At 65.8% G+C, this 25,418-nt stretch carries 21 protein-coding genes; 16 read left to right on the top strand and 5 right to left on the bottom strand.

What is annotated here, in order from left to right; all coding sequences use genetic code 11:
• The first annotated feature begins 344 nt into the window (after positions 1 to 344).
• Positions 345 to 1,094, top strand: a complete 750-nt coding sequence (locus ACQP2D_RS07635) for a tyrosine-protein phosphatase (RefSeq protein ID WP_433683001.1) — start codon at positions 345 to 347, stop codon at positions 1,092 to 1,094.
• Between the two features lies 1 nt (position 1,095).
• Here ACQP2D_RS07635 and ACQP2D_RS07630 read toward each other — a convergent pair whose 3' ends face one another.
• Together ACQP2D_RS07630 and ACQP2D_RS07625 are read right to left on the bottom strand one after the other, a co-directional pair.
• Complete coding sequence (locus ACQP2D_RS07630) at positions 1,096 to 2,364, bottom strand: class I adenylate-forming enzyme family protein (protein WP_433683000.1); 1,269 nt, start codon at positions 2,362 to 2,364, stop codon at positions 1,096 to 1,098.
• A 95-nt stretch (positions 2,365 to 2,459) separates the two neighbouring features.
• Positions 2,460 to 3,296: an enoyl-CoA hydratase/isomerase family protein gene (locus ACQP2D_RS07625; RefSeq protein WP_433682999.1), complete on the bottom strand. Its 837-nt coding sequence runs from the start codon at positions 3,294 to 3,296 to the stop codon at positions 2,460 to 2,462.
• Between the two features lie 80 nt (positions 3,297 to 3,376).
• Here ACQP2D_RS07625 and ACQP2D_RS07620 point away from each other — a divergent pair, with 80 nt between their 5' ends.
• The 12 genes from ACQP2D_RS07620 to ACQP2D_RS07565 all read left to right on the top strand — a co-directional run bounded on the left by ACQP2D_RS07620 (position 3,377) and on the right by ACQP2D_RS07565 (position 19,287).
• Complete coding sequence (locus ACQP2D_RS07620; RefSeq protein WP_433682998.1) at positions 3,377 to 4,402, top strand: glutathione S-transferase family protein; 1,026 nt, start codon at positions 3,377 to 3,379, stop codon at positions 4,400 to 4,402.
• Between the two features lie 113 nt (positions 4,403 to 4,515).
• The gene (locus ACQP2D_RS07615; RefSeq protein WP_433682997.1) at positions 4,516 to 5,247 is read left to right on the top strand and encodes a hypothetical protein; all 732 of its coding nucleotides are present in this window, start codon (positions 4,516 to 4,518) and stop codon (positions 5,245 to 5,247) included.
• A complete protein-coding gene (locus ACQP2D_RS07610; protein ID WP_433682996.1) occupies positions 5,244 to 6,230 on the top strand; it encodes an ABC transporter ATP-binding protein in 987 nt (328 codons plus the stop codon). The genes ACQP2D_RS07615 and ACQP2D_RS07610 overlap by 4 nt, the downstream gene beginning before the upstream one ends.
• On the top strand, positions 6,227 to 7,009 hold the full coding sequence (locus ACQP2D_RS07605; RefSeq protein ID WP_433682995.1) for an ABC transporter permease: 783 nt from the start codon (positions 6,227 to 6,229) through the stop codon (positions 7,007 to 7,009). Before ACQP2D_RS07610 ends, ACQP2D_RS07605 begins: the two co-directional genes overlap by 4 nt.
• 123 nt (positions 7,010 to 7,132) lie before the next feature.
• A complete protein-coding gene (locus tag ACQP2D_RS07600; RefSeq protein ID WP_433682994.1) occupies positions 7,133 to 10,903 on the top strand; it encodes an ABC transporter ATP-binding protein in 3,771 nt (1,256 codons plus the stop codon).
• A gap of 96 nt (positions 10,904 to 10,999) precedes the next feature.
• Positions 11,000 to 14,794: a multifunctional oxoglutarate decarboxylase/oxoglutarate dehydrogenase thiamine pyrophosphate-binding subunit/dihydrolipoyllysine-residue succinyltransferase subunit gene (locus ACQP2D_RS07595; protein ID WP_433682993.1), complete on the top strand. Its 3,795-nt coding sequence runs from the start codon at positions 11,000 to 11,002 to the stop codon at positions 14,792 to 14,794.
• 123 nt (positions 14,795 to 14,917) lie between these two features.
• Complete coding sequence (locus ACQP2D_RS07590) at positions 14,918 to 15,256, top strand: ESX-1 secretion-associated protein (RefSeq protein WP_433682992.1); 339 nt, start codon at positions 14,918 to 14,920, stop codon at positions 15,254 to 15,256.
• The gene (locus ACQP2D_RS07585; RefSeq protein ID WP_433682991.1) at positions 15,253 to 15,552 is read left to right on the top strand and encodes a WXG100 family type VII secretion target; all 300 of its coding nucleotides are present in this window, start codon (positions 15,253 to 15,255) and stop codon (positions 15,550 to 15,552) included. The genes ACQP2D_RS07590 and ACQP2D_RS07585 overlap by 4 nt, the downstream gene beginning before the upstream one ends.
• A gap of 3 nt (positions 15,553 to 15,555) precedes the next feature.
• Positions 15,556 to 16,983 carry a hypothetical protein gene (locus ACQP2D_RS07580; protein WP_433682990.1) on the top strand — a complete coding sequence of 476 codons (1,428 nt, stop codon included), beginning with the start codon at positions 15,556 to 15,558 and terminating at the stop codon, positions 16,981 to 16,983.
• 10 nt (positions 16,984 to 16,993) lie between these two features.
• Positions 16,994 to 17,350: a hypothetical protein gene (locus tag ACQP2D_RS07575; protein WP_433682989.1), complete on the top strand. Its 357-nt coding sequence runs from the start codon at positions 16,994 to 16,996 to the stop codon at positions 17,348 to 17,350.
• Positions 17,351 to 17,442: 92 nt separating this feature from the next.
• Positions 17,443 to 18,684 carry a helix-turn-helix domain-containing protein gene (locus ACQP2D_RS07570; RefSeq protein WP_433682988.1) on the top strand — a complete coding sequence of 414 codons (1,242 nt, stop codon included), beginning with the start codon at positions 17,443 to 17,445 and terminating at the stop codon, positions 18,682 to 18,684.
• A 210-nt stretch (positions 18,685 to 18,894) separates the two neighbouring features.
• A complete protein-coding gene (locus tag ACQP2D_RS07565) occupies positions 18,895 to 19,287 on the top strand; it encodes a hypothetical protein (RefSeq protein ID WP_433682987.1) in 393 nt (130 codons plus the stop codon).
• Between the two features lie 247 nt (positions 19,288 to 19,534).
• Here ACQP2D_RS07565 and ACQP2D_RS07560 read toward each other — a convergent pair whose 3' ends face one another.
• Entirely contained in the window at positions 19,535 to 20,128 is a 594-nt protein-coding gene (locus ACQP2D_RS07560) for a TetR family transcriptional regulator (RefSeq protein ID WP_433682986.1), read from the bottom strand.
• A gap of 84 nt (positions 20,129 to 20,212) precedes the next feature.
• Here ACQP2D_RS07560 and ACQP2D_RS07555 point away from each other — a divergent pair, with 84 nt between their 5' ends.
• Complete coding sequence (locus ACQP2D_RS07555) at positions 20,213 to 20,539, top strand: hypothetical protein (RefSeq protein WP_433682985.1); 327 nt, start codon at positions 20,213 to 20,215, stop codon at positions 20,537 to 20,539.
• A gap of 21 nt (positions 20,540 to 20,560) precedes the next feature.
• Here the strand turns inward: ACQP2D_RS07555 and ACQP2D_RS07550 are convergent, their stop codons facing one another.
• Together ACQP2D_RS07550 and ACQP2D_RS07545 are read right to left on the bottom strand one after the other, a co-directional pair.
• Positions 20,561 to 22,204, bottom strand: a complete 1,644-nt coding sequence (locus tag ACQP2D_RS07550) for an alkaline phosphatase D family protein (protein ID WP_433682984.1) — start codon at positions 22,202 to 22,204, stop codon at positions 20,561 to 20,563.
• A gap of 51 nt (positions 22,205 to 22,255) precedes the next feature.
• Entirely contained in the window at positions 22,256 to 22,891 is a 636-nt protein-coding gene (locus ACQP2D_RS07545) for a TetR/AcrR family transcriptional regulator (RefSeq protein WP_433682983.1), read from the bottom strand.
• 68 nt (positions 22,892 to 22,959) lie between these two features.
• Between ACQP2D_RS07545 and ACQP2D_RS07540 the strand changes: the two genes are divergently transcribed.
• Together ACQP2D_RS07540 and ACQP2D_RS07535 are read left to right on the top strand one after the other, a co-directional pair.
• Positions 22,960 to 24,501, top strand: coding sequence for a flavin-containing monooxygenase (locus ACQP2D_RS07540; RefSeq protein ID WP_433682982.1), 1,542 nt, complete (start codon positions 22,960 to 22,962; stop codon positions 24,499 to 24,501).
• 23 nt (positions 24,502 to 24,524) lie between these two features.
• Entirely contained in the window at positions 24,525 to 25,382 is an 858-nt protein-coding gene (locus tag ACQP2D_RS07535) for an SDR family NAD(P)-dependent oxidoreductase (RefSeq protein WP_433685571.1), read from the top strand.
• The last annotated feature ends 36 nt before the right edge of the window (positions 25,383 to 25,418 follow it).

The following is a 25,418-nucleotide window of genomic DNA, read 5'->3' as shown; positions in this document are numbered from 1 at the left end:
ATCCGCCGATCGGGAATTCCCTGGATGCCCAGTCCAACATTCATCAATGGTAGAGGGTTTCCGGGGTTTAAGAACGGGTTCGTTGGGTATTTCCAGACTGGAAGAATGTTTTGTTACCCAAACGGAATGCCGCTGCGACCGATCAGGTATCCGCCGGAATCGCTTCCCCGGGTGTCACTCTCACGTCTGCCCGACCGAGCGACACCATTGACCAGACTACGGGTCGGCTTGTTCCCCACCCGCCAAGGTGTGGCGGATCCCACACAAAAAGCTCCGCAAACCGGACAGCCAGCGGTTCCGCGTTCGACACCTCGGCGACCCCATTGTCTGGTTAGCCTTGATCGGTGACTCTCTCGCCCTCGGCCGACCAGTTCTACCTGACCGGCACCTTCAACTACCGCGATCTCGGCGGTCTGCGCACCATCGACGGCGCGCGGATCCGCCCCGGCGTGCTGCTGCGCTCGGCTCAGCTGAGCGGCCTGGATCTGCCCGGGCACACCATCCTGCGCGAACTCGGCGTCACCGACGTCTACGACCTGCGCGGGCTGCGCGAGATCGAGCACATCGGCCACGACAACCTGCCCGACGGCGTGCGACTGAACGTCACCCCGTTCGACTCCCGGATGGCCGAGGCGCCGCCGCACGACGCGCAGACCAATTCCGCGCTCGCGCACATGCTCGAGGTCTACCGGCATTTCCCGACCCTGCCCGAGGCGAATACCGCGATCATCGCCATCGCCGAGACGATCGCCAGCGGCGACGACGGTGCGGTGCTCGTGCACTGCGCGGCCGGTAAGGACCGCACCGGCTGGGCCATCGCCACCCTGCTGCGCGCGGTCGCGGTCAGCGAGGCCGACGTGCTCGCCGACTTCCTGGCCAGCAATGACGCCGTCCCCGCACTGCGCGCCATGATGGCACCGAAACTTACTGCGGGAGTGGAACTCTCCATCGATATCCTGGGCGTCCGCGAGGACTACCTGCGGGTCGCGACGGATTCGGTGCGCGCACAGCACGGCGATGTCGAGTCCTATCTGGCCGCCATCGGATTCACCACCCAGCTGCGCGAACGTCTGCGCGAACGCCTGCTCGAGTGAGCTACCCGGCCTGCGCCCGTTCGCGCCGGACCAAACCGTCGGCATCGATGCTGACCTGATCGCCGGTATGGAACCAGGTTCCGGTGAAGCGGTCCGCGGTGGTCTCCGGATCGTTCCAGTAGCGGCGGGTGACATTCGGCCCGCGACAGAGCAATTCGCCGTGTCCGGCCTGCGCTTGCGGCCCCCACAGCGCCAATTCGGTACCGCCGAAGGGGAAGCCGAGTATCGGGTCGGCACCGGGTGCCGTATCGGTTTCATCGTCGACGACCAGGCCGATGCCGCTGGTTTCGGTCGCGCCCCAGACCGACCACCGCCGCGCGGCGGGGAACATATCCCGCAGTGTGGCGGCCAGATCCGCGGGATCGGTGGCATCGGCGACGCGTTCGCCGCGATGGCCCGCATTACTGACTCGGACGATGCCCTCGGTGCACAGCCCTTCGGTGCGCAGCGCCGCCAGCTCGGGCAGCAGCCGGGCGAAGATACGTGGTGTCGCGGAAACCATATCGATCCGTTCGGAGACAATGGTTTCGGCGAGTCTTCGGCGATCCGGCGCGAGCACGACGGTGCCGCCGACCGCGAAGGTCGGCAGCATCTGGTCCACGCAGCCACTCGCATGCGCCAGCGGTAGCAGCACCAGATTGCGCAGGCCGTCGGTCGGCAGGTCCAGCGCCGCGACAACGGAACGAACGGCCGAGAGCAGGTTTTCGTTGGTCAGCTCGACGCCCTTGGGCGCGACGGTGGTATTGGCCGGGCACACCCCGGTGCCGCTGGTGTAGCACAGCAGCGCCAGATCACTCAGTGCCGCACCGTCATCGATGAAGGCGGCGCCGTCGGGCAGTTCCTCGCTACCGCCACCGAGTACGAAATCGGTACTGCTGTCCGCGATCACCCGCTCGGCCACCGCATCGGGCAGTCCATCGTGCACCAGCACCGGGACCGCGCCGCTCAACAGCGCGCCGAGGAACGCCTGCACCCAGCGCGCACCCGCCGGCATGCGGATGGCGACCCGGTCGCCGTAGCCGATGCCGTGTTCCTGCAGGCCGCCCGCGATACGGGAGGCGGAGTGCCACAGCTCCCGATAGGTCAGCCGGGGGCCGCCTATCTCCACCACCGCCTCCCTGGTCGAGAAGGCGTGCACCTGTAGATCCAATAGTTCGGTCAGCGCGGGGGTGAGATTGCCGTAGCGCAGCACCCCGTCGGCGCCACGAGCCAGCGGAGCATCGCGGGCATGCGGGTGATTCGGTGGGTACTCGACCAAGAACTGCGACATGGGTCCTCCGCACACGCCTCGAGCTTGCAGGCTCTTGCGACTATATGACGCGAGTCACATTTTCGTGGGGATAGGCGAGGAACGTGTCCTGGCTGTCATCGGCCGGTGTAGGTGGCCTTCCCCGGTCCGACCTCCAGGAAGCTGCGCACCGCGCCGCGCAGATCCGCGGTGTCGAACAGCGCGCCGGACACCTGCGGCGTCACCGAATCCGCATGGGCGACACCGCCCGAGCGCCATGCCTCGATGATCTGCTTGGTCGCGGCATGTGCCCTGGTCGGGCCCTTGGCCAGCCGATTCGTCAAATCCCGTGCGGCGGCGTCGACATCGTCGTGGATGGCGTTCACCACGCCCCATTCGGCCATGGTCGCGGCGTCGTAGAGCTCACCGGTCATCACGAATTCACGGGCCCGGCCCGATCCGGCGCGTTCGGCCAGCCGCTGCGGACCGCCCATCGACGGCGTCAGGCCGACGACCGTCTCCACCAGACCGAATTTCGCCGTCGGCGCCGCCAAGATGATGTCGCAGGCCAGCGCCATTTCGAAGGCGGCGGTCAGGGTCAGGCCGTGCGCGGCGAAGACCACCGGACACGGCAGCGCCTCCAGCGGATGGATGATCTGCGCGAACAGGGTGCGCCACAGTTCGGCGCCCTGCTCGACGGCACGGGGGACGGCCGCCGACGGCGTCGGCGGGGTGGGCGGGAGGAGCCGGTCGAAGACGTGCACGTCGACACCGCCGGAGACCAGCTTGCCCTCGGCCCGCAGCAGCACCGCGCGCGGCGGATTCGCCGACAGCTCGGCGAGATCCTCGATGAGCGCGTCGAACATCGACTGGTCGAAGAGGTTCAGCGGCGGATTGGCCAAGGTGAGGATCGCGACCTCGGCACCGCCATCGGTGGTTTCCCGGATCAGCCGGGTGGCCTTCGTATCACTCATTGGGCAAGACTAATCCCACCCATCCCGCCTGCTCCGCTGGCTGCCACCCCCTAGGACCTCGATTCTGCGAGACTATTCGAGTGACCAAGTCGGTATCGGAAATTGCCTCTTACGTCGAGTCTGGCGAGTTCAAGCGAGATACGAACTACATCACCACCCGCATCACCGCAGACGGACGCGACGGATATCCGGTCGAGGCCGGCCGCTACCGCCTGATCGCCGCGCGCGCCTGCCCATGGGCGAACCGGACGCTGATCGTGCGCAGGCTGCTGGGTCTGGAGGACGCGATCTCACTGGGGCTGTGCGGCCCAACCCACGACCGGCTCAGCTGGACCTTCGATCTGGATCCCGGCGGCGTGGATCCGGTACTCGGCATCCCGCGACTGCGCGAGGCGTACCTGGCGCGGTTCCCGGACTACGCGCGCGGCATCACGGTTCCGGCGATCGTCGAGGTCGCCACCGGACAGGTGGTAACCAATGACTACCCGCAGATCACCCTCGACTTCGCCACCGAATGGACCGAATTCCATCGACCGGGTGCGCCGCAGCTGTATCCGGCACAGCTGCGCGACGAGATCGACGAGGTGAACCTGGCGGTATTCCGGGATGTCAACAATGGCGTCTACCGGTGCGGATTCGCGGGGACACAGGAGGCCTACGAGGCGGCCTACGACCGGCTGTTCGCCCGGTTGGACTGGCTGTCCGATCGGCTGGCCACCCAGCGGTATCTGGTGGGCGACACCATTACCGAGGCCGACGTGCGGCTGTTCACCACGCTGGTCCGATTCGATCCGGTCTATCACGGCCACTTCAAGACCAACCGCAGCAAGCTGACCGAAATGCCGGTGCTGTGGGCCTATGCGCGCGACCTCTATCAGACGCCGGGCTTCGGCGACACCGTCGATTTCGAGCAGATCAAGGTGCACTACTACGTCGTGCACGCCGATATCAACCCGACGCGGATCGTGCCGAAGGGCCCGGAGCTGACCGACTGGCTGACCCCGCACGGGCGAGAAGCGCTGGGCGGCAGACCATTCGGCGACGGCACCCCGCCGCCACCGCCACCGCTCCCGGAAAGGGTCGCTGCCCTGCGCGAACCGGAGTGACGGAACCGACATGCGGGGAACCAGGTCGACCGGGTACATCGTTGTCATGACGAGTTGATGGCGGTCGGTGCCATAAGGTTCATCCCGTACAGGCGGAAGAGGAGGATATCGCCGTGTTCAAAGGCACGTTCGAGAAGACGGTGGTCCAGCTACTCGATACCGGGTCACGCCTGCAGGCGCCGGCCGTCGCCAAGTACGTGGACCGGCTGCGGCGTTCGCATCCGTCGGAGAGTCCCGCGCAGATCATCGAGCGGCTGGAGAACCAGTACCTGCTCGCGGTGACCGGCAGCGGCGGTGCGGTCGGCGCGACGGCCGCGGTGCCCGGGGTCGGTACCGTCGCGGCGATCGCCGCGGTGAGTGCCGAGACCACCTTCTTCATGGAGGCGTCCGCGGTGTTCACACTGGCCGTCGCGGCCGTGCACGGCATCTCCCCCGAGGACAAGGAGACGCGGCGGGCCCTCGTGCTCGCGGTCGTACTCGGCGAGAGCGGGATGGAGATCGTCGAGAAGACCGTCGGTCATTCGGCGAAGAACTGGGGCACGCTGTTCGCCAATAGGATTCCCGGCCTGTCGAGCATGAACGATTCGCTGCTCAAACGATTCATCATCCGCTTCATCACCAAGCGTGCCGCGCTGATGGCGGGCAAGGTGGTGCCCGCTGGCATCGGCGCGGTGATCGGCAGTGTCGGCAACCGGGCGCTGGGCAAGACCACGATCGGCAACGCGCGCAAGGCCTTCGGGCCCGCACCGGTGGCTTGGCCCGCCGACCGCCAGCTGATCATCGACGCCGATCCGCTGCCCGCACTGGATCCGGTCAAGCCGCAACCCCCGACCACGCCACGATGAGCGCGGGCCGACCGCTCGCGTTCTCTGTCCGCGGCCTGAGCAAGCGCTACGACCTGGTCACCGCGATCGAGAACGTCAGCTTCACCGTCCCGTCCGGGACGGTCGCGGCCCTGGTCGGGTCGGCGGGCGCGGGTAAGTCGACGACTCTGCGCATCCTGCTCGGCCTACTCGAACCGACCACGGGTACCGCAGCGGTCGGCGGGCCGGGCTCGCGACGGCGCGGCGAGCCGCAGCGCGGTCCCGCGGCCGTCATCGGCGGCATGCTGGTGCCGCGCGGGCTGCATCCGGCGCGCACGGCGCGCGATCACCTGCTGGTGTACGCGGCGGCCGCGGGTATCGAGGACGCGCGCGTCGACGAGGTGATCCAGGTGGTCGGCCTCGGCGCTTGGGCGCGCACGCGGGCAGGCGCGCTACCGGCCGGATCACAGACCCGGCTGGCGCTGGCGACCGCGCTACTCGGCGATCCGCAACTCTTGATCCTCGATGAACCGATGGCCGATCTCGACGCGGCCGAACGGGCGTGGCTACAGGATTTCCTGCGGCGGCATGCCCGCCGCGGCGGCACCGTCCTGCTGTCGAGCGAAAGCCTGGCGACCGTGATTCCGATCGCGGACAACATCATCGTGCTGAGCGAGGGTTCGGTGGTCTATCAGGGCACCCCCGCCCGGCTGCGGCGCGGCCACCCCGATCGCCTGGTCGTCGCCGCGTCCCCGCCGATCGCGCTGGCCACCATGCTGGCCGCACAGGGATTCACCGATGCGGTGATCCGGCCCGATGGACGGCTCGCGGTGGCCGAGGCGACCGAGGCGCAGATCCGCGCGGCGGCGACGGCGGCCGGTGTGCGGGTGGACGGCATCATCGCCGACCAGATCCACCCCGACCGGGTGCTCGCAGCATTGGTCAAACCGGCCCGCCCAGCACCGCCCGCCCCCTACGCCGGGATCGCACCGCCCCAACCGACGCCCCAGGGGATTCCACGATGATCGCCGTTCTGCCCCCGGACCTCGTTCCGGCCGTCAATTCCGAGGTCCGCAAGGTCACCACGCTGCGCGCCAGCCGGATCCTGGCCGCGCTGATCCCCGCGATCGCCCTCGTCGCGAGCACGGTCACCGCGTTGCTAGCCGGACCGGCCGACCCCAAATCCGATCCGGCGACCGGTGCCGCGACCATCGGGCTCTATATCGGCCTGACGATCGCGATCGTGCTCGCGGGGGCCTTCGGCGCGGCCGGGGCCGGGGCCGAATACCGGTACGCGACAATGCCGTCCACGGCGCTGTTCACCTCGGACCGCGACCGGCTCGCCGCCGCGAAATTCCTGGTCACTGCCGGATTCGCACTGGCGACGACATTCGCGGTCGAGCTACTGGCGTTCGCGTGCCTGCTCGCCTTCGGCCGCGGCAAATTCGACTTCGGCCTGCGCCTGCTCGCGGTCTTCGGCGGTGGATTGCTCGCGGCGGCCTGCTGGTCGGTGATCGGCGCGGGCCTGGGCCTGCTGCTGCGTACCTCCACGGGTGCGATCGCCACAATGCTCGGCTGGCTGGTGATCATCGAGCCATTGCTGTGGATCGTCACCAAGGCCATCGGCTTCGCCGGAGTGGTCACCGTGCTCCCCGGCTCCGCCACCATCAGCACGGTCGCGGTCGACTCCTTCACCGACAGCGACTTCCTGGCTCCAACTCCCGCCGCGCTGGTGGTCCTGCTGCTGTGGACACTCGGCATCGGCGGCGGCGCCTGGTGGTTGCTCCGCAAACGCGATATCTGACGCCGCACCCGGTCACCCATCGGACCGGCAACCCTGAATTGTCGGTGCCGCAGGGAACAAATCCGATGGCGATCTGCGTCGTTACCGTCGGTGATAGCCGACAAAGACGGGTGAGCAGCGCAATTGAATGAACCGGGCTGGATACGCAGACTGTGGACCGAGTGCCGGTCGCACCGGGGAACGGTCGCGGGCATCGCGGTCGCGTTGATCGCCGGAGCACTGGTCGAAATCTCCGCACCACTGCTGACGAAACGCGCCGTCGACGCGGCGGGACACGGTGATACCGCCGTCATCGGCACGGTCGCCGGATTGCTCGCCCTCGTCGCGGTCGGCCGCTTCTCGGCCGCCTTCGGACGACGCATGCTGGCCGGGCGACTCTCCCTCGATGTCCAGCACGCACTGCGGATCAACCTGCTCGGCTCACTGCAACGCCTGGACGGGGTCGGACAGGACGCACTGCGCACCGGTCAGGTGGTATCCCGCTCGATCACCGATCTCCAACTGGTGCAGGGTCTGCTGGCGATGGTCCCGCTGTCCGGTTTGGCGCTGCTGGAATTCCTGCTCGCCGCCGCTGTCATGGTGTGGCTGTCACCGCCGCTGGCAGCCGTCGCACTGCTGGTCGTCCCGGCGATCGCGCTGCTGGTGTACCGGATGCGGCCGCGGCTGTACGCCGCGACCTGGTCGGCACAGCAGCGGGCCGCCGAGGTCGCCCAGCATGTCGAAGAGACGGTCACCGGCGTCCGCGTGGTGAAGGGCTTCGGCCAGGAGGCCCGGATGGTGCGGGTACTGGAACAGCACGGACGCACGCTCTACGCCGAACGCATGCGGGCCGCCGCGATCAATGCGCGGTTCGCGCCCGTGGTCACCACCATTCCGCAGGCCGGGCTGGTCGCGGTGATCGTCGTCGGCGGTCTGCTCGCGCTGCACGGGTCCATCGGCATCGGCACCTTCCTCGCCTTCTCCGCCTACGTCACCACCATGACGGTCACCACCCGCACCCTGTCCTCGGTGGTCATCATGGCTCAGCTGACCAGAGCCGCGGCCGAACGCGTCTACCAGGTCATCGATGCCGCCCCCGAAATCGCCGACCCACCTGCCCCCGCCGACCTTCCCGACGGACCTCTCGGCATCGAAATCGACGCCCTCACTTTCGGATTCGATCCCACCCAGCCGATCCTGCGCGACCTCGACCTCACCGTGCGCCCCGGCGAAACCGTGGCCGTCATCGGCCCCGCGGGCTCCGGAAAGTCAACGCTCTCGTTACTGCTCCCCCGCTTCTACGCCCCCGACTCCGGCAGCATTCGTCTGTTCGGAGCCGAATCCGTCACCGCTGCGGGCGAATTCGCCATTTCGAGTGCGGGGCCCGCCCGCTCGACGACCGACGATCCGACGGCCGATCGGGCAGACGCCAGGGGTGTGGATATCGCCGACCTGCGCGCGGTCGACCTGCGCGCGGCGATCGGCGTGGTCTTCGACGATCCGTTCCTGTTCAGCGATACCATCGCCGCGAATATCGCCCTCGGCCGCCCCGAGGCCACCGATGCCGAAATCCGGTATGCCGCGAAGCTCGCCGCGGCCGACGAATTCATCACCGAACTGCCCGACGGCTATGACACCGTGGTCGGCGAGCGTGGGTTGACCCTGTCCGGCGGGCAGCGGCAGCGAATCGCGCTGGCCAGAGCGCTATTGGCGCGGCCACGAATTCTGGTGCTCGATGACGCGACCTCCGCGGTCGACGCGGTCACCGAGGCGGCCATCTTCGACAAGCTGCCCGATGCGGGCGACCGCACGACACTGATCCTGGCGCATCGGGAATCCACACTCGCCCACGCGGACCGGGTGATCCGGCTCCCCGGCCCGGCCACATACCCCGCCGACGCAGCCACCGCGGTCGGGCCGGCCGGTCTCGGATACGGCACCACCGGATTCGGCCGCGCCGCGCCCGCCATCAGCGGACCAGGCGGATTCACCGGCACGGCAGCCGATCTCAGCGAAACTCCCGAATTGCGCCGCACGATCGAGCGTCTACCACCCGCCACCGAACAACCCGGCCTCGACGATGAGCGACTGCGCCGCCCCGATCCCGAGTTCCGCCTCGCTCGGCTGCTGCGGCCGGTGCGCTGGCTGGTGCTGAGCGTCATCACCCTGCTCGCACTCGACACACTGATCGGCGTCGCCTTCCCACCGATCGTGCGCTACGCCATAGATACCGGTGTGACCGGCCACGATTCGGCTGCGCTCGCCCGCGCCGGGATGCTCGGCGCGGTATTGGTGGTCCTCGGCCTGGCGGTCGGCGCGGCGACCACCGTACTCACCGCGCGCACGGGTGAACGCGTGCTCTACGGTCTGCGCGTGCGCAGCTACGCGCACCTGCAGCGGCTCGGTCTGGACTACTACGAACGCGAGCTGTCCGGTCGCATCATGACCCGGATGACCACCGACGTGGACGCGCTGTCGACCTTCCTGCAGACCGGCGTGGCGTCCACGCTGATCGGCGTGCTCACCCTGGTCGGGATCGCGGTGGCACTGCTGGTCATCGATGCCTCGCTGGCCGCGGTGGTGCTGATCGCGCTGCCGCCGCTGCTGGTGGCGACAGTGCTGTTCCGTCGGGTCTCATCCACGGCGTACACCGTCTCGCGTGAACATGTCTCGGCCGTCAACGCCGACTTCCAGGAGAACGTCTCCGGCCTGCGCGCCGTGCAGGCCAACCGGCACGAACCGGTCGCCGCCCGCCGCTTCGCCGAATACTCGGACCGCTACCGCACCAGCCGGATGCGAGCCCAGCGGGCCATCGCGATGTACTTCGCCTTCGTCATCGCCTGGGCCGATCTGGCATTGGCCGCGGTCGTGTACTTCGGCGCCCGCGAGGTCGCCGAGGACGCGACCACCGCGGGCACCCTCATCGCCTTCGTGCTGTATCTACAGTTGCTCTTCGGACCGATCCTGCAGTTGTCCCAGGTCTTCGACGGCTATCAGCAGGCGCGCGTCGGTCTGCGCCGCATCGGCGATCTGCTCCGGACTCCGTCCTCGATCGCAGCCGATCCACCGGACGCGGTCGCGATCGACCACGGCCTGCGGGGCGAGGTAGTCCTCGACGACATCCACTTCCACTACCCGGGCACCGAAAAACCCGCACTCGACGGGGTATCCCTGCGCATCCCGCCGGGATCGACGCTGGCGCTGGTCGGCCCGACCGGTGCGGGCAAGTCGACCATTGTCAAACTGCTGGCCCGGCTCTACGACCTACCCGACAACGCCGAGCCAACCGGGACCATCCAGGTCGACGGCATCGATATACGGCACTACCGCCTGGCCGACTACCGCTCCCGGCTCGGCATAGTCCCCCAGGAAGCTCACCTCTTCACCGGCGACGTCGCCAGCAACATTGCATTCGGGAAACCATCCGCGACCGAGGCGGAGATCGCGGCCGCCGCCACCGCGGTCGGTGCGGCCGACATGATCGCGGCACTGCCGCATGGCATGCGCCACCCGGTCGGCGAGCGCGGCCGCGGCCTCTCGGCGGGCCAGCGCCAATTGATCGCACTGGCCCGTGCCGAACTCGTTCGCCCCGATCTGCTGCTGCTCGATGAGGCCACCGCGACCCTCGACCCGGAGACCGAGGCATCGGTCCTGGTAGCGAGCCGATCGCTGACTCGGGATCGCACCACCGTCGTCGTCGCGCACCGGCTCGGCACCGCCGCGCGCGCCGATCGGATCGCCGTGGTCGAACACGGACGCATCGCTGAAATCGGGCCGCACGAGTTACTGCTGGCGGCCGGCGGGCCCTATGCCCAACTCTGGGCGGCGGCCAGCGAGACGGGGGGAATATTCTCGAGCGAGGACGGGTCGTCATCTTTGGGATCGGATTTGTCCGGTGGTCAGTCGGTCCGCTGATTTGCTGCTGGGCCTATCCTCAGAGAGGGCGCATCGGCGCGCATCCGCTGATCCCCGTGCCGGGCACGTCACAAACGTCGCAGCGCGAAGAACGAAATGAGGCGAACACCTGCTGTGAGCAGCTCAACTTCCCAGTTCGGACAGAACCAGTGGCTAGTCGATGAGATGTATCAGAAGTACAAACAGGATCCATCTTCAGTAGACGAGAGTTGGCACGAGTTCCTCGCCGATTACACGCCCGAAGTCGCGGGTGATTCTGGTAACAGTCAGGCCGCCGCGACCACGGCCGCGCCCGCGCAGGTGGCCACCCCGGCCGCGGCCCCCGCGCCGGTGAACGCGGCGCCCGCGACCCCCGCCCCCGCTCCCGCGGCACCCGCCCCGCCAGCACCTGCCCCGGCGGCCCCCAAGCCTCCCGCGCCCGCGCCGGTCACCACCCGCGCGCGGCAGACGACTCCCGCGCCGACCTCGAATGCCGCGCCCACCTCCGGCGCGCCGAAGCCCGCCGACACCGCGACCGACGAGGCGAAGGTCCTGCGCGGCCCGGCCGCCGCCGTGGTGAAGAACATGTCCGCGTCGCTGGCCATCCCGACCGCGACCAGCGTGCGCGCCATTCCGGCGAAGCTGATGATCGACAACCGCCTGGTCATCAACAACCACCTCGCCCGCACCCGCGGCGGCAAGATCTCCTTCACCCACCTGCTCGGCTACGCGATCGTGCAGGCGGTCAAGTCGTTCCCGAATCTGAACCGGCACTTCGCCGAGATCGACGGCAAGCCCAACGCGATCACCCCCGCGCACACCAACCTCGGTCTGGCCATCGACCTGCAGGGCAAGGATGGCAACCGCTCGCTGGTCGTCGCGGCCATCAAGGGCTGCGAGACCATGACCTTCGGGCAGTTCCACACCGCCTACGAGGACATCGTGCGCCGCGCCCGCGACGGCAAGCTCGGTATCGACGACTTCACCGGCGTCACCATCTCGCTGACCAACCCGGGCACCATCGGCACCGTGCACTCGGTGCCGCGGCTGATGCCGGGCCAGGGCGCGATCATCGGCGCCGGCGCGATGGAGTACCCCGCCGAATTCCAGGGCATGAGCGACGAGCGCATCAATGAACTCGGCGTCGGCAAGCTGATGACCCTGACCTCGACCTACGACCACCGCATCATCCAGGGCGCGGAATCCGGCGACTTCCTCCGGACCATCCACAACCTGCTGATCAACGACGAGTTCTACGACGAGATCTTCCACGGCCTCGGCGTGCCCTACGAGCCCGTGCGCTGGCGCAAGGACATCAAGGAGCGCGGCGTCGACAAGAGCACCCGCGTGCTCGAGATGATCGCGGCCTACCGCAACCGCGGCCACCTGATGGCCGACACCGATCCGCTGCGGCTGGTCAAGGACAAGTTCCGCAGCCACCCCGACCTCGATGTCACACAGCACGGCCTCACCCTGTGGGACCTGGACCGCACCTTCGATGTCGCAGGCTTCCACGGCCAGGAGCGGATGAAGCTGCGCGATGTGCTCTCGGTGCTGCGCGATGCGTACTGCCGCCATGTCGGTGTGGAGTACACCCACATCCTGGAAACCGAGCAACTGCAGTGGATTCAGGAGCGGGTCGAGCAGAAGCACGTCAAACCGACTGTCGCGCAACAGAAGTACATCCTGAACCGGTTGAATGCGGCGGAGGCCTTCGAAACCTTCCTGCAGACCAAATATGTCGGTCAGAAGCGCTTCTCGCTCGAGGGCGCCGAGGCCGTCATCCCGATGATGGACGCCACCATCGACCAGTGCGCCGAGCATTCCCTCGACGAGGTCGTCATCGGTATGCCGCACCGCGGTCGCCTCAATGTGCTCGCCAATATCGTCGGCAAGCCGTACTCGAAGATCTTCACCGAGTTCGAGGGCAATATGAACCCGGCGGCCACCCACGGCTCCGGCGATGTGAAGTACCACCTCGGCGCGCGCGGCACCTACCTGCAGATGTTCGGCGACAACGAGATCGAGGTCTCGCTCACCGCCAACCCCTCGCACCTGGAGGCGGTCGACCCGGTGCTCGAGGGGCTGGTACGTGCGAAGCAAGACCTTTTGAACAAGGGCGACGGGCCGGAGGGCTTCTCCGTCATGCCGCTGATGCTGCACGGTGACGCCGCGTTCGCGGGTCAGGGCGTGGTCGCGGAGACGCTGAACCTGTCGGGGCTGCGCGGTTACCGCGTCGGCGGCACCATCCACATCGTGGTGAACAACCAGATCGGCTTCACCACCGCACCGGAGAACAGCCGCTCCACCGAATACTCCACCGATATCGCGAAGTTCATCGGCGCGCCGATCTTCCACGTGAACGGTGACGATCCGGAGGCCTGTGACTGGGTGGCGCGTCTGGCGGTGGACTTCCGCCAGAAGTTCCGCAAGGACGTCGTGATCGACATGATCTGCTACCGGCGTCGCGGCCACAACGAGGGCGACGACCCGTCGATGACCCAGCCGTACATGTACGACGTCATCGACACCAAGCGCTCGGTGCGCAAGGCCTACACCGAGAGCCTGATCGGCCGTGGCGATATCTCGCTCAAAGAGGCCGAGGACGCGCTGCGTGACTACCAGGGTCAGCTGGAGCGGGTGTTCAACGAGGTTCGCGAGCTGGAGAAGTACGTCCCGGAGCCGAGCGAATCGGTCGAGGACGACCAGCAGGTGCCGACCACCATCCTGACCGCCGTCGACAAGACGGTGTTGCAGCGCATCGGCGACGCATTCCTCAATGTGCCCGACGGTTTCAACGTGCACCCGCGCGTCAAGCCGGTGCTGGAGAAGCGGCGTGAGATGGCCTACGAGGGCAAGGTCGACTGGGCCTTCGCCGAACTGCTCGCCTTCGGCACGCTGATAGACGAGGGTCGTGCGGTCCGCCTGACCGGCCAGGACTCGCGTCGTGGCACGTTCACCCAGCGGCATTCGGTGATCATCGACCGCAAGACGGCCGAGGAGTACACCCCGCTGCACAACATCGGCAGCACCACTCCGGGTTGGTTCGCGGTGCACGACTCGGCGCTGAGCGAATACGCCGCCGTCGGCTTCGAATACGGCTACTCGCTGGGCAACCCGGACGCACTCGTGTTGTGGGAGGCGCAGTTCGGTGACTTCGTCAACGGCGCGCAGTCCATCATCGACGAGTTCATCTCCTCCGGTGAGGCCAAGTGGGGTCAGCTCTCGGAGGTCGTGCTGCTGCTGCCGCACGGTCACGAGGGTCAGGGCCCGGACCACACCTCCGGTCGCATCGAGCGCTTCCTGCAGCTGTGCGCCGAGGGCTCGATGACGGTCGCCGTGCCGTCCACCCCGGCGAACTACTTCCATCTGCTGCGCCGCCACGCGCTCGACGGCATCCGCCGTCCGCTGATCGTCTTCACCCCGAAGTCGATGCTGCGCAATAAGGCCGTGGTCTCGGACCTGAAGGACTTCACCGAATCGAAGTTCCGCTCGGTCTTCGACGAGCCCACCTACGAACAGGGCATCGGCGACCGCAATAAGGTCAAGCGCGTCCTGCTCACCAGTGGCAAGCTCTACTACGAGCTGGTCGCCGAGAAGGCCAAGCAGAAGCGCGAAGACGTCGCCATCGTCCGCATCGAGCAGCTCTACCCGCTGCCCAAGTTCCGCTTGAACGAGGCGCTGGCCGGTTACCCGAATGCGACCGATATCGCCTGGGTCCAGGAAGAACCCGCCAACCAGGGCGCGTGGCCGTTCTTCGGCCTGAACCTCCCGGAACTCCTTCCGGAGCGGTTCACCAAGCTGCGCCGCATCTCCCGCCGCGCCATGTCGGCTCCTTCCTCGGGTTCGTCGAAGGTGCACGCCGTGGAGCAGGCCGAGATCGTCGCCGAGGCCTTCGAGCCGACCGCGTAGTTTTTGGCTGACCCATCGCCGGGCCGAATCTACTCTCCCGCAGAGTGATTCGGCCCGGCGTAGTCATTTCCGCCTTGGTTCGGGCTCGACAGCGTTCGCCGGCTGTCGGTACCATCCGCAACCATGAGCGAAAGTGGGGGGTCGCCGAATTCTCAAAGCGTTTCGGTAGTACCCGAGAAGGTCCGTGAGGTCGGCAAATACGTCTACGACTTGGCCGACGCGCTGCGGTCAGCACTGGATTCCGCAGCCAAGGATGTGTCAGCGGTGGCAGGTGGGACCTGGACCGGCGACTACGCCGACGAATTCGCCAAAGGCTGGACCGAAGTCCACGACGGCGGCGTCCAGATCCTCACCGCGCTGAACGGCATGGCAGAAAAGCTCGGCGTCACCGCCGACACCTACCAATCCACCGACACGAACAACGCGTCCGCACTGAACACCTCCAGCCTGGACCTGCCATGAGTTCCGAATTCTCCGTCGACCTCGACCACCTTGACGAAATCGTGTCCCGTCTCGCCGGGCTCGCAGGCTTCCTCACCGACCACCTCGACGAAATCGATGACAAGGTCGCCACGCTCCAAGGCAGCGGCTGGGAGGGCGTCGCCGCCCAGGCCTACGTCGACGCCCACAGCCAATGGGCCATCGGCGCACGCGAATTCGCCGAAGGTGTCCGCGATATGAGCGACGCTGCCAAACGCGCACACGCCGACTACACCAGCGCAATCGAGGTCAATCGCAAGATGCTGCGAGGGGGATGAGCAGTGAAGGTCGACTGGCAGGTCTACTACGACGCCGCCAAGAAATGCCATGATCTCGCAGCCGAACTGCGCCGCGCCGACAAGCCCGTGCACGATGCCGTCAAAGGTGCATGCGCGGGCATGGCAGGTGACGCACCCGGTTGTAAGCAGTGGGGCGAAAAATATGATGAGACTGCGCGTCAAACAATGCAGACGTGCACCAATCTAGCGGACGCGCTCACCAACTACGGCTACGTCCTGTATGCAAACGGCTACAACTACGGCATTCGCAACAAGAGCAATCCATCACCCCCACGTCCGGACGTGCATACGATGACGGAGTACAAAGTCACGATCCCGAAGTCGGCGGCCGATAACGGAAACGGTGTCAAACACAACGGCGATGGCGGCGTAAAGGCTTTTTTCGACGAACTCGTCAAACTAATCATCAGCGAATTCGGCAAACTCCCGAACGGCGATGTCGACAAGCTCGCCAAAGCGTCGACAACGTGGCAGACCTTCGCAAATCACGCCACCATCACCGGCGCGGCCGCCACCATCAGCGGGATCTCCGCATTGTTCGACGGCATGGATGACGAAACTAATCGGCAACTTATCCAGGACCATTTCGGCGCACTTCGCACCGGCGCCGAGAACGTTGCCACTGCCTCGCTCAACATCGCTACACCAGTCGCCGAGTATCAAACCGGAACCATCGAGGCCAGTAATGCGATCAAATCAGCGATCACCACGGCCGAGATTACGGCCGGAGTCATCGTTGCGGGTGCCGTCGGCCTTGCCCTACTCACCTTCGGCGGCTCACTCCTCGCAGGCGCCGGAGGTGTAGGCCTTGCAGCCGAGGAAACCATCACCACCATCCGCACCCTCTACACGGCCAGCAACCTTTTCAAGGCCCTGGGTCTCGTCGCAGCCACTTCGACCGCCGTCGGAGTCATCAAATCCTTCGACCATGTCCCCAGCCTATTCGCCATCTCGACAAGCCTCGTCGAGATCATCGCATTGAAGGCGCACATCGACGACGACGGAAGTCGCTCGGACCCCGGCAAACCTCAATCAAAGGGAAAGATAGACGAGAGCGAAAAGCAATTCGACCCCAACGAAAGAAAACTTGCAGACCTGCTGGCAGACGAAGGAAAGAATGTCAAGGCGGTCAAGGAAAGCACCGTCCCAGGCGAACGGACCGCAGATTCCACGGTCGATGGAGTGCCCACTGAGTTCAAACATATGGACCCGGGAGCAACCAATGCAACCGTCAAGAACGCACTCAACAGCGCACAGGGCCAAGCTGACCACACGATCATCGACGCTCGCGGTAGCGGTTTGACACAAGAAGAGGCCCAACGTGGCGTCAGCCGATACCTCGGCGCCAGTCCAGATACGATGAGCGAAATTCGAATAGTCGGAGACGGCTGGGAGATAAATTGGCCGTAGAGGAGAAGTCTTGAGCGCATATCACCAGATATTCATTCGAACCACAAAGGCGGAAGGCGAAATCGTCGATGATATAACGTCAGCTTCGGGCGCTCCACTGGAGCGCCTAGCGGAGAAACACAACGACATCTCTTTCGGCGGGAAGGCCGGAGGAACGATAGTCGAAGTTGAGATGTCACATGATTTCGAAGACGAGCAGGACCTGCAGTTCGAATCTTATCCAATTCTGGTGACCATCAGAAATATCGACTCGAACAAGATATCGGAAGAGTCTGCCGCGCGGTCCATCTTCGAAGCACTACAACACATCGGGGGTTATCACATGATTCTCGTGTTCAACCTCCAGAGATTGCTTGCGCAGGTCTGACGCGCCAGGCGTCATACAGCGTCGCCTCATCGGGAGGCATATCCTGGCGTGCATCGAGAGCCAAGTAGCGGAACGGGATCCGAGGTGGGCTGATGCTCGATGATCTGGCCGGGAAGCGGACCGGGGAGCGGATTCAGGTCTTGCGGGAACGCAAGGGGCTCAGTCGGCCCGTGTTGGCCGGGCTGGTTGGCATGTCCGCGTCGTGGTTGAAGGGGATCGAGCGGGGGACGCGGCTACCGCCGCGGCTGCCATTATTGGTGAAGTTGGCAGAGGCTCTCGCCGTTGGCGATGTGGCGGTGCTCGCGGGTATTGATATGGATCTCGGCGGATCGACTTCGGTGCCGGTCGGGTCATTTGCGCGGGTGCCGCATGATGCGGTGCCGGCTATTCGTGAGGCGGTTCGGGACCCATTATTGGTTGTTCCGAATGGGCCGGTAGACGTCGCCGCATTGGCGGTGCGGACTGCTGACGCATGGCGGCTCTGGCATCAGTCCAGGACGCATCGGACCGACGTCGGTCGGATATTGCCGCAGCTCGTCAGGGATGCCCGGATCGGGGCTCGGGTCGCGGAGGGCGCGGATCGGCGAACGGCCTATGCGGTTTTGGCGGATGTATATGCCCTGGTGCAACACGAAATTGTTTGGGCGAGTGAGTCGGAACTGCTGTGGACGGTAGCTGACCGGGCGATGATTGCGGCGCAGGAAGCGGACGTTCCGAATGCGTTGGCAGGTGCCGCTTGGACGCTCGGCATGGTGCAGCGTTCGGTTGGGGACGCCGACGGGGCGTTGACCCTGGCACAGGATGCAGCCGGACTGCTGAAACCCGGACTAGAGAACGCGGACAACGATATTCGGGGGATGTACGGCGCGCTCCAGTTGCACGCAGCGATAACCGCCGCGCAAGCCGGTCGCGAAGGCGACGCATGGCGGTATTGGGATGAAGCCGACACAACAGCGAAGCGGCTCGGCAAGGGTTATCACCATCCGTGGACGATGTTCGGTAGCGCCAACGTCGAACTGCACGGCGTGACGATCGCGGCCGATCTTGCCAAACCATCGGATCCTCGTCATCGTGCCGAGTACATCGACCCGGAACAAATCCCCAGCAGAGAGCGGCGCGGGCGACTCGGCGTCGAGATCGCACGCAGCTACCATCAGCGTCGCGACTATTCAGCCATGTTGCACTGGCTCGAGCAGGCCTATCAGACCTCTCGCGATTCGGTGCATTACTCCCCCTCAGCGAGACAGATGATCGCCGATTCGGTCGACCGCGGTGGTGCGCTCATCAGCCGTAGGGCGCGGTCGCTGGCCGGGAGTGTCGGCCTGCCCCGGTGACTCGGGGCGCACAGTGCACCCCCTCCGACCTGGCCCCGAGCCGCAGCCGCGATGACACCGGATCTACCGGATGCTGGTTCGTCCCAACGTCGTTCATACGGGAGGTCCCAGCATGATTTTCGAACCCGTTCTGCCACCGATAGACCACGATGTTCCGACCGACGGCTTGACTGTCCAAGCCGCCCACGTTGTCATGCAGTCGCACATCGATTGCCCGATCACCATCTGCCGGATCAAACTGCACGCCAAAACCGTGCTCGTTCGACATGGTCACCTGAACCCCGCCGAGCAACCGAAGTTCGGATTCTGATCGTGGAGGACGAGCGGAGCTTCGAAGAAGTCGAGATTCAGGTCATTCAGGATGTGATCGATGCGGTCGAAGCACATCTGCGCGGAGTTGAACGGAGGGGCGCTCACTTGCATGCACCGCGTTCTCGGCTCTACGCCGCAGTGATCCATACGGTGATCGCCAGCGCACGCTTGCAGTCGTTTCGCGCCACGTTGGACAGTGCCGAAGTTCTCGATGCCCTGCTCGACGGACCCGAATCCGAGGATGCCCGTGAGGTTTTCGATCGCATTCTCAAGGGCGTCAACCAGGTATGAACGGCTGCACCTGCCCGACGCCGTGGAGACCTTCGCGCTGCCCAGCCATTACCGTGGGCCCGGTCGGGCCCCGGCGCTACCGAACTATCGAGATGTGTTGGCGCGCTTTCCGATTGCGGCGCTCAGCGCGTCGAGTTCGGCGAGGACATCCGTCAGCGCGAAAGTCGGTGTGCCCCGGGAAATGATCGAGGTCGACTCGGACGTATCCGCGTTGGGAGTTGAAAAGTTGTCATGTCCGGATCGGCGGTCACGAGGTGGCGGGTTGGTCGGGGACGGGTTCCGAGGTGCCGTGGGCGATTTCGTGGATGGCGCGGCGGAGGAGGGCGGTGATTCGGTCCGGTGGGGCGTCGTGGAGAGCGTCGAGTTGGAGGAGGTGTCGGCCGATGACGGTGCCGATGGTGAGGGCTCCGATCAGGCCGGCGCGGAGCGTCGCATCGTCGGGGGCCAGATGCTGGGCGGCCTGTTGTTGGCGGGCGACCATGGCGGATCGGACTTCGGCGGCGGCATCGGGGTGGGTCAGCATGGAGCGGATCGCGGTCAGTGCGTCGGTGGGCTGCTCGGCGAGTTTCTGTTCGAGTGCGGCCAGTAGCTGTTCGGCCGCCTCCGGCGGCGGCCCGGTGATCAGTTCGTCCGGTTCGAATTGTGCGACCTGGGCGAACAAATTGTCCTTGGATCCGAAGTAGCGCATCACCAGGCCCGGATCGGTGTCGGCCGCCGCCGCGATCGCGCGGATGGTGGCCCGGTCATAGCCGACCTCCGCGAACAGCTGCCGCGCCGCGTCCAAGATCCGGGCTTGGGTGCGGTCGCGTTGTTCGGCGCGGCGGGTGGGATGGGAACTCATGCTTTCAGTCTACGATCGTTGACCGAACGTGGATGAGCCGCTAGCATTCAGTCAACGATTGTTGACTGAAAATAGGTGGCCGATATGTGGCATACAGTCCTGCTGTCCGCGCTCGCCGGTGTGATGGGCGCCAATGCCGTCCCGCATTTCGTCAAAGGCATGGTCGGCGAACAGTTTCCGAATGTGTGGGGCAACGATTCGCTGCGCAATGCCGTGGCCGGCACCTTGGGTCTCGCCCTCGCGGTGCTGATCGGCTACTGGGCCGATCTGCCCGCCCATGCCCTTGCCGGTATCGGCGGCGCGGTCGCCGGGGCGCTGCTCATGGCGGTGTTCCACGGGCTCGGCGGCGCGTATCGCCTCAACTCCGCCCTGGGTTTGGCCAATCCGCCACGCGCCGCCGCCACGCGTTGAACTACCTCGCGGTCATCGGCCTCAGCGCGGCGGCGAGCCCGCGCTTCCGGCTCCGGGATGTTGCCCGGTCCGGCTGTCGGAGCGCGACACCTCGGTGACACCGGGAACCCTGTTCTCCACAGCAAAAGCGGCGCGGGTGTGAATCGGTGCGCCGGGGCGATCGACATACGGGACTACTCGGAAGTCGTTGCGCCACAATCCGTGGTCCAGCGAGACGCGGGAGTACCCGCGTTGGGAGTTGAAGAACTTCAGGTCGGGGTTGGCGGCCAAGAGAGTGAGGCCGGTCGGCGTCATATCCTTTCCGTTGCCATTGGTGGTGATGGAGGTGCCGATGAATTCGGAGGCCACGACCGGAGATTCGGGGTTCGAGTAGTCCGCGCGGATGTTGGCGGCGTGGTTCTGGTGGCGGTCGCCGGTGATCACTACCAGGTTGTGGACGTCGCGGTCGGCAGCGGCGCCGAGGATGGTGTTGCGGTCGGAGACATAGCCGTCCCAGGAGTCGGTGCCGGTCGCGACGCCGGGGCCGAGGTCATAGTCGGATTGCCCCATGGAGACCTGGTTGCCGAGGATCTGCCAGCAGGCGGTGGACCTGCTGAAGCCATCGATCAACCAATCGCGTTGCTGCGCACCGAGGATCGTGCGGTCCGAGGCGAAGCGGTCGGGGCAGTCCGCGACCAGACCACCGTCGCCGCAGGCCTGCGCCGTGCGGTACTGGCGGGTGTCGAGCATGGTGATGTCGGCGAGGTCGCCGAAGCTGTATCGGCGGTGGATGCGCATGGTCGAACCGGAGGGCAGGGCCGCGATGCGCAAGGGCTGATGTTCGTACATCGCCTGGAAGGCGGCGGCGCGGCGGCCGCGAAAGAGCTTGGGAATGCGGTAGATATCGAATCCGATACCGGGTGAGTCCCCCGCCCAATTGTTGTCGACCTCGTGATCGTCGAAGGTGACGAGCCAGGGAAAGGCGGCATGGGCGGCGCGCAACGGCCGCTCGGCCTTGGCCTGGGCATAACGCAGTCGGTAGCCGGGCAGATCGACCGCTTCGGCTTGGAATTGCGGCTCCACCGACATGCCGACGCGACCGCGCGTCCAACCCCGTTCGTAGATGTAATCACCAAGATGCACAACCAGATCGAGATCTTCGGCACTCATGTGCTCATAGGCGGTGTAGTAGCCCGAACTCCACGATTGGCAGGAGGCGAAGGCGAAACGCATGCGCGCCGTGGGCTGCCCCAACGCGGGGGCGGTGCGGGTCCGGCCGATCGGCGAGATCGCCGAGCCCGCGCGAAATCGGTAGAAGTACCAGCGATTCGGCTCCAACCCGCCGACTTCAGGGTGCACGGAATGCGCGAGTTCGCGGGTCGCCACCGCTGTACCCCGTGCCACCACCTGCCGAAACTGCTCATCGTGCGCGACTTCGTAGTCCACGCTCACCGGATGCTGCGCCATACCGCCCAGTCCATCCGGTGCGAACGGATCCGGCGCCAGCCGCGTCCACAACACCACCCCATCCGGCAGTGGATCCCCCGACGCCACCCCCAACGTGAACGGATCCCCCAACCACCGCGGCACCCGAAACCGCGCACTACTCGCCGCAGACGCCCCCACCAGCATCGCAACCGACCCAGCCGTCCCCACCCTCAACAGCTGCCGACGAGACAGACCCATACGTCAGGATATCGACCACGCCCGAGACAAGCGGAGGCCACCCGCAAGCGCCTAGCCGCGGAGGGCGGCGGCGAGCGCCGGATTCAGCGAGAGGGCAATGGCCAGTAGGGATTCCACCAGCAAGTCGACCAGCTGCTCGCGGGTGATCGTGGCGTTGCGGAGCCAGGTCAGGGTGGCCTCCTCCACGAAGGCGATCCAACCGCGCATGGCGAGGGTCAGGCGTGGACGGTCGGCCTCATCGATCGACACGGGCACCTCGGTGAGAATGATGCCGATAATGGCGTCGCGGGTCTGGTCCACGAGCGGGACCAGCTCGGGGGTGACGCTGGCGGGCCCGCGCAGCAGCGAGACATAGGAGTTGCGGTTCTCGCTGACATATTCGATGTACCTCTCGATCGAATCGCGCAACATCTCGAATACACCGAGCGAGCGGTCGGGGGCGACGTGCTCGAGTAGTTCGGCATTGGCGTGGCGGACGATCGCCAGCTGGAAGTCCTGTTTCGTCGGGAAGTAGTGGAAGAGCAGGCCGCGGGAGATTCCGGCCGCCTCGGCGATCTCGGTGATCGAGATGTCCTCGATGGCACGGTCACCAAGCATCTTCGCGCCCAAGGTGATCAGCTGCGTGCGACGTTCTTCCGGGCTGAGGCGGGTTCGCTTCACCACTTCGCCGGCACTTTTGCTACTCACACGGACATCTTACTGAACGATGGTCAATACTGTTGACTCATGCTCAATAAGACCGTACGCTCGCTTATATGAGTCGCAAGGTTACAGACAAAGCTGTCGGCAACCGGCCAGCCCGCCACGTCAAGACCATCATCATCGGCAGCGGTTTCGCCGGTCTGGGCCTGGCGATCCGGCTGAGCCAGCAGGGCCGCAACGACTATCTCGTGCTGGAACGCGGCAGCGATGTCGGCGGCACCTGGCGCGACAACACCTACCCGGGTGCCGCCTGCGATGTGCCTTCACACCTGTACTCGTACTCGTTCGCACTGAATCCGAACTGGTCGCGCTCGTTCTCCAAGCAGGGCGAGATCCAGCGGTACATCCAGGGCGTCGCGCGCGAGTACAACGTGCTCGACAAGCACCTGTTCGACTGCGATGTCACCGGCGCGCGCTGGAACAATGCCACCAACCTGTGGCATATCGAATCCACTCAGGGCAGCTTCACCGCGGACACCGTGGTCTCCGCGGTCGGCGCGCTCTGCGAACCGGCACTGCCGGACATCAAGGGCATCAATGGTTTCGAGGGCGAGATCTTCCACTCGGCCCGCTGGGACCACGATGCGGACCTGAAGGGCAAGCGCGTCGCCATTATCGGCACCGGCGCCTCCGCCATCCAGATCGTGCCGTCCATCGCGCCGGATGTCGCCCACCTGGACGTCTACCAGCGCACCGCCCCCTGGCTGCTCCCCCGTTTCGACCGCCCCTACACCATGCCCGAGCGCCTCGCATTCCGGCACATTCCCGGCTTCCAGCGCCTATCCCGCGCCGCCATCTACGCCGCGCGCGAGACCCAGGTCGTCGGCCTCGCCAAGGTTCCCGCACTGATGCAAGCCTTCGAACTGATCGCCAAGGCCAAGCTCCAGCTCGAGATCCGCGATCCGCAGCTGCGCGAGAAGGTCACCCCGAACTTCCGGATCGGCTGCAAGCGCATGCTGATCTCCAACGACTACTACCCGGCGCTGAGCCGCTCGAATGTCGACGTCGTGACCGACGGCATCAAAGAGGTGCGCGCGAACTCCATCGTCACCAAGGACGGCACCGAGCGCGAAATCGACGCCCTGATCGTGGCGACCGGCTTCCACGTCACCGATTCACCGACCTACAACACCATTTCGGGCAAGGACGGCCGCACCCTGGCCGAGGTGTTCGACGAGATCGGCCAGCAGGGCTACAAGGGCTCGACGGTCGCCAACTTCCCGAATATGTTCTTCCTGCTCGGCCCGAATGTCGGCCTCGGCCACACCTCGATGGTGTACATGATCGAATCGCAGATCAACTACATCGCCGACGCATTGTCCACTGTCGATCGCCTCGGCCTGCGTACTGTCGAGGTGAAGCGCGAGGTACAGGACTCCTACAACAAGGACTTGCAGCGCAAACTGGTGAAGAGCGTCTGGAGCACCGGCGGCTGCGCCAGCTGGTACCTGGACAAGCACGGCAACAACACCACGCTGTGGCCGGACTTCACCTTCGAATTCCGTCGGCTCACCAAGAATTTCGACGTCTCCGCCTACGAGACCACGACCGTCGAAACATCCAGTAACAACCTGAAGGTGGTGGCAGCACAGTGAATACAGCATCGCGAAGCGATTCCATGGGGGGTGGCGGTCGGGCGACGGGAGGGCGCAATGACGCTTACTTCAAGGGCAAGGTCTGTGTGATCACCGGGGCGGGCTCCGGCATCGGCCGCGCCCTCGCCGAGAATCTGGCCGAGCGCGGCGCCAAGCTCGCGCTCTCCGATATCGACACCGACGGCCTGGCCGAGACCGTGCGCCGCTGCGAGGTGTACGGGGCCGAGATCAAGTCCGATCGGCTGAATGTGGTCGAGCGCGAAGCGGTGCTGCTCTACGCCGACGCCGTCAAGGCGCATTTCGGCACGGTGCACCAGATCTACAACAATGCGGGCATCGCCTACCACGGTGAGGTCATCCGCTCGGAGTTCAAGGACATCGAGCGCGTTATGGACGTCGACTTCTGGGGCGTCGTCAATGGCACCAAGGCGTTCCTGCCGCTGCTGATCGAATCCGGTGATGGCCACGTCGTCAACGTCTCCAGCCTGTTCGGCCTCATCGCCATACCGGGCCAGAGCGCTTACAACGCGGCCAAGTTCGCGGTGCGCGGCTTCACCGAATCGCTGCGCCAGGAGATGCTGGTCGGCAAGCATCCGGTCAAGGTGACCTGTGTGCATCCCGGCGGTATCAAGACCGCCGTCGCCCGCAATGCCACCTACGCCGATGGCATCGACGGCACCAGCGCGGCATCGATGTTCGACAAGAAGCTGGCCATCCACACGCCGGAGATGGCCGCCCAGACCATCACCGAGGGCGTCGGCAAGGGGCACGGCCGAGTGCTGATCGGCTGGGAGGCCAAGGCGCTGGATCTGTTCGTCCGGATCACCGCCTCCGGATATCAGCGCATCGCCGCCGTCGTCCACCGTCGCATCCTGCCCTGAGCCCTGCTGCCCCGGCGTCCGGACGCGGGCGCCGGG

The sequence above is a fragment of the Nocardia sp. CA-119907 genome (assembly GCF_050955995.1).
Taxonomy (GTDB): domain Bacteria; phylum Actinomycetota; class Actinomycetes; order Mycobacteriales; family Mycobacteriaceae; genus Nocardia.
Note: the sequence above shows the minus strand (reverse complement) of the source record. Positions and strands in the feature narration are given on the sequence as shown.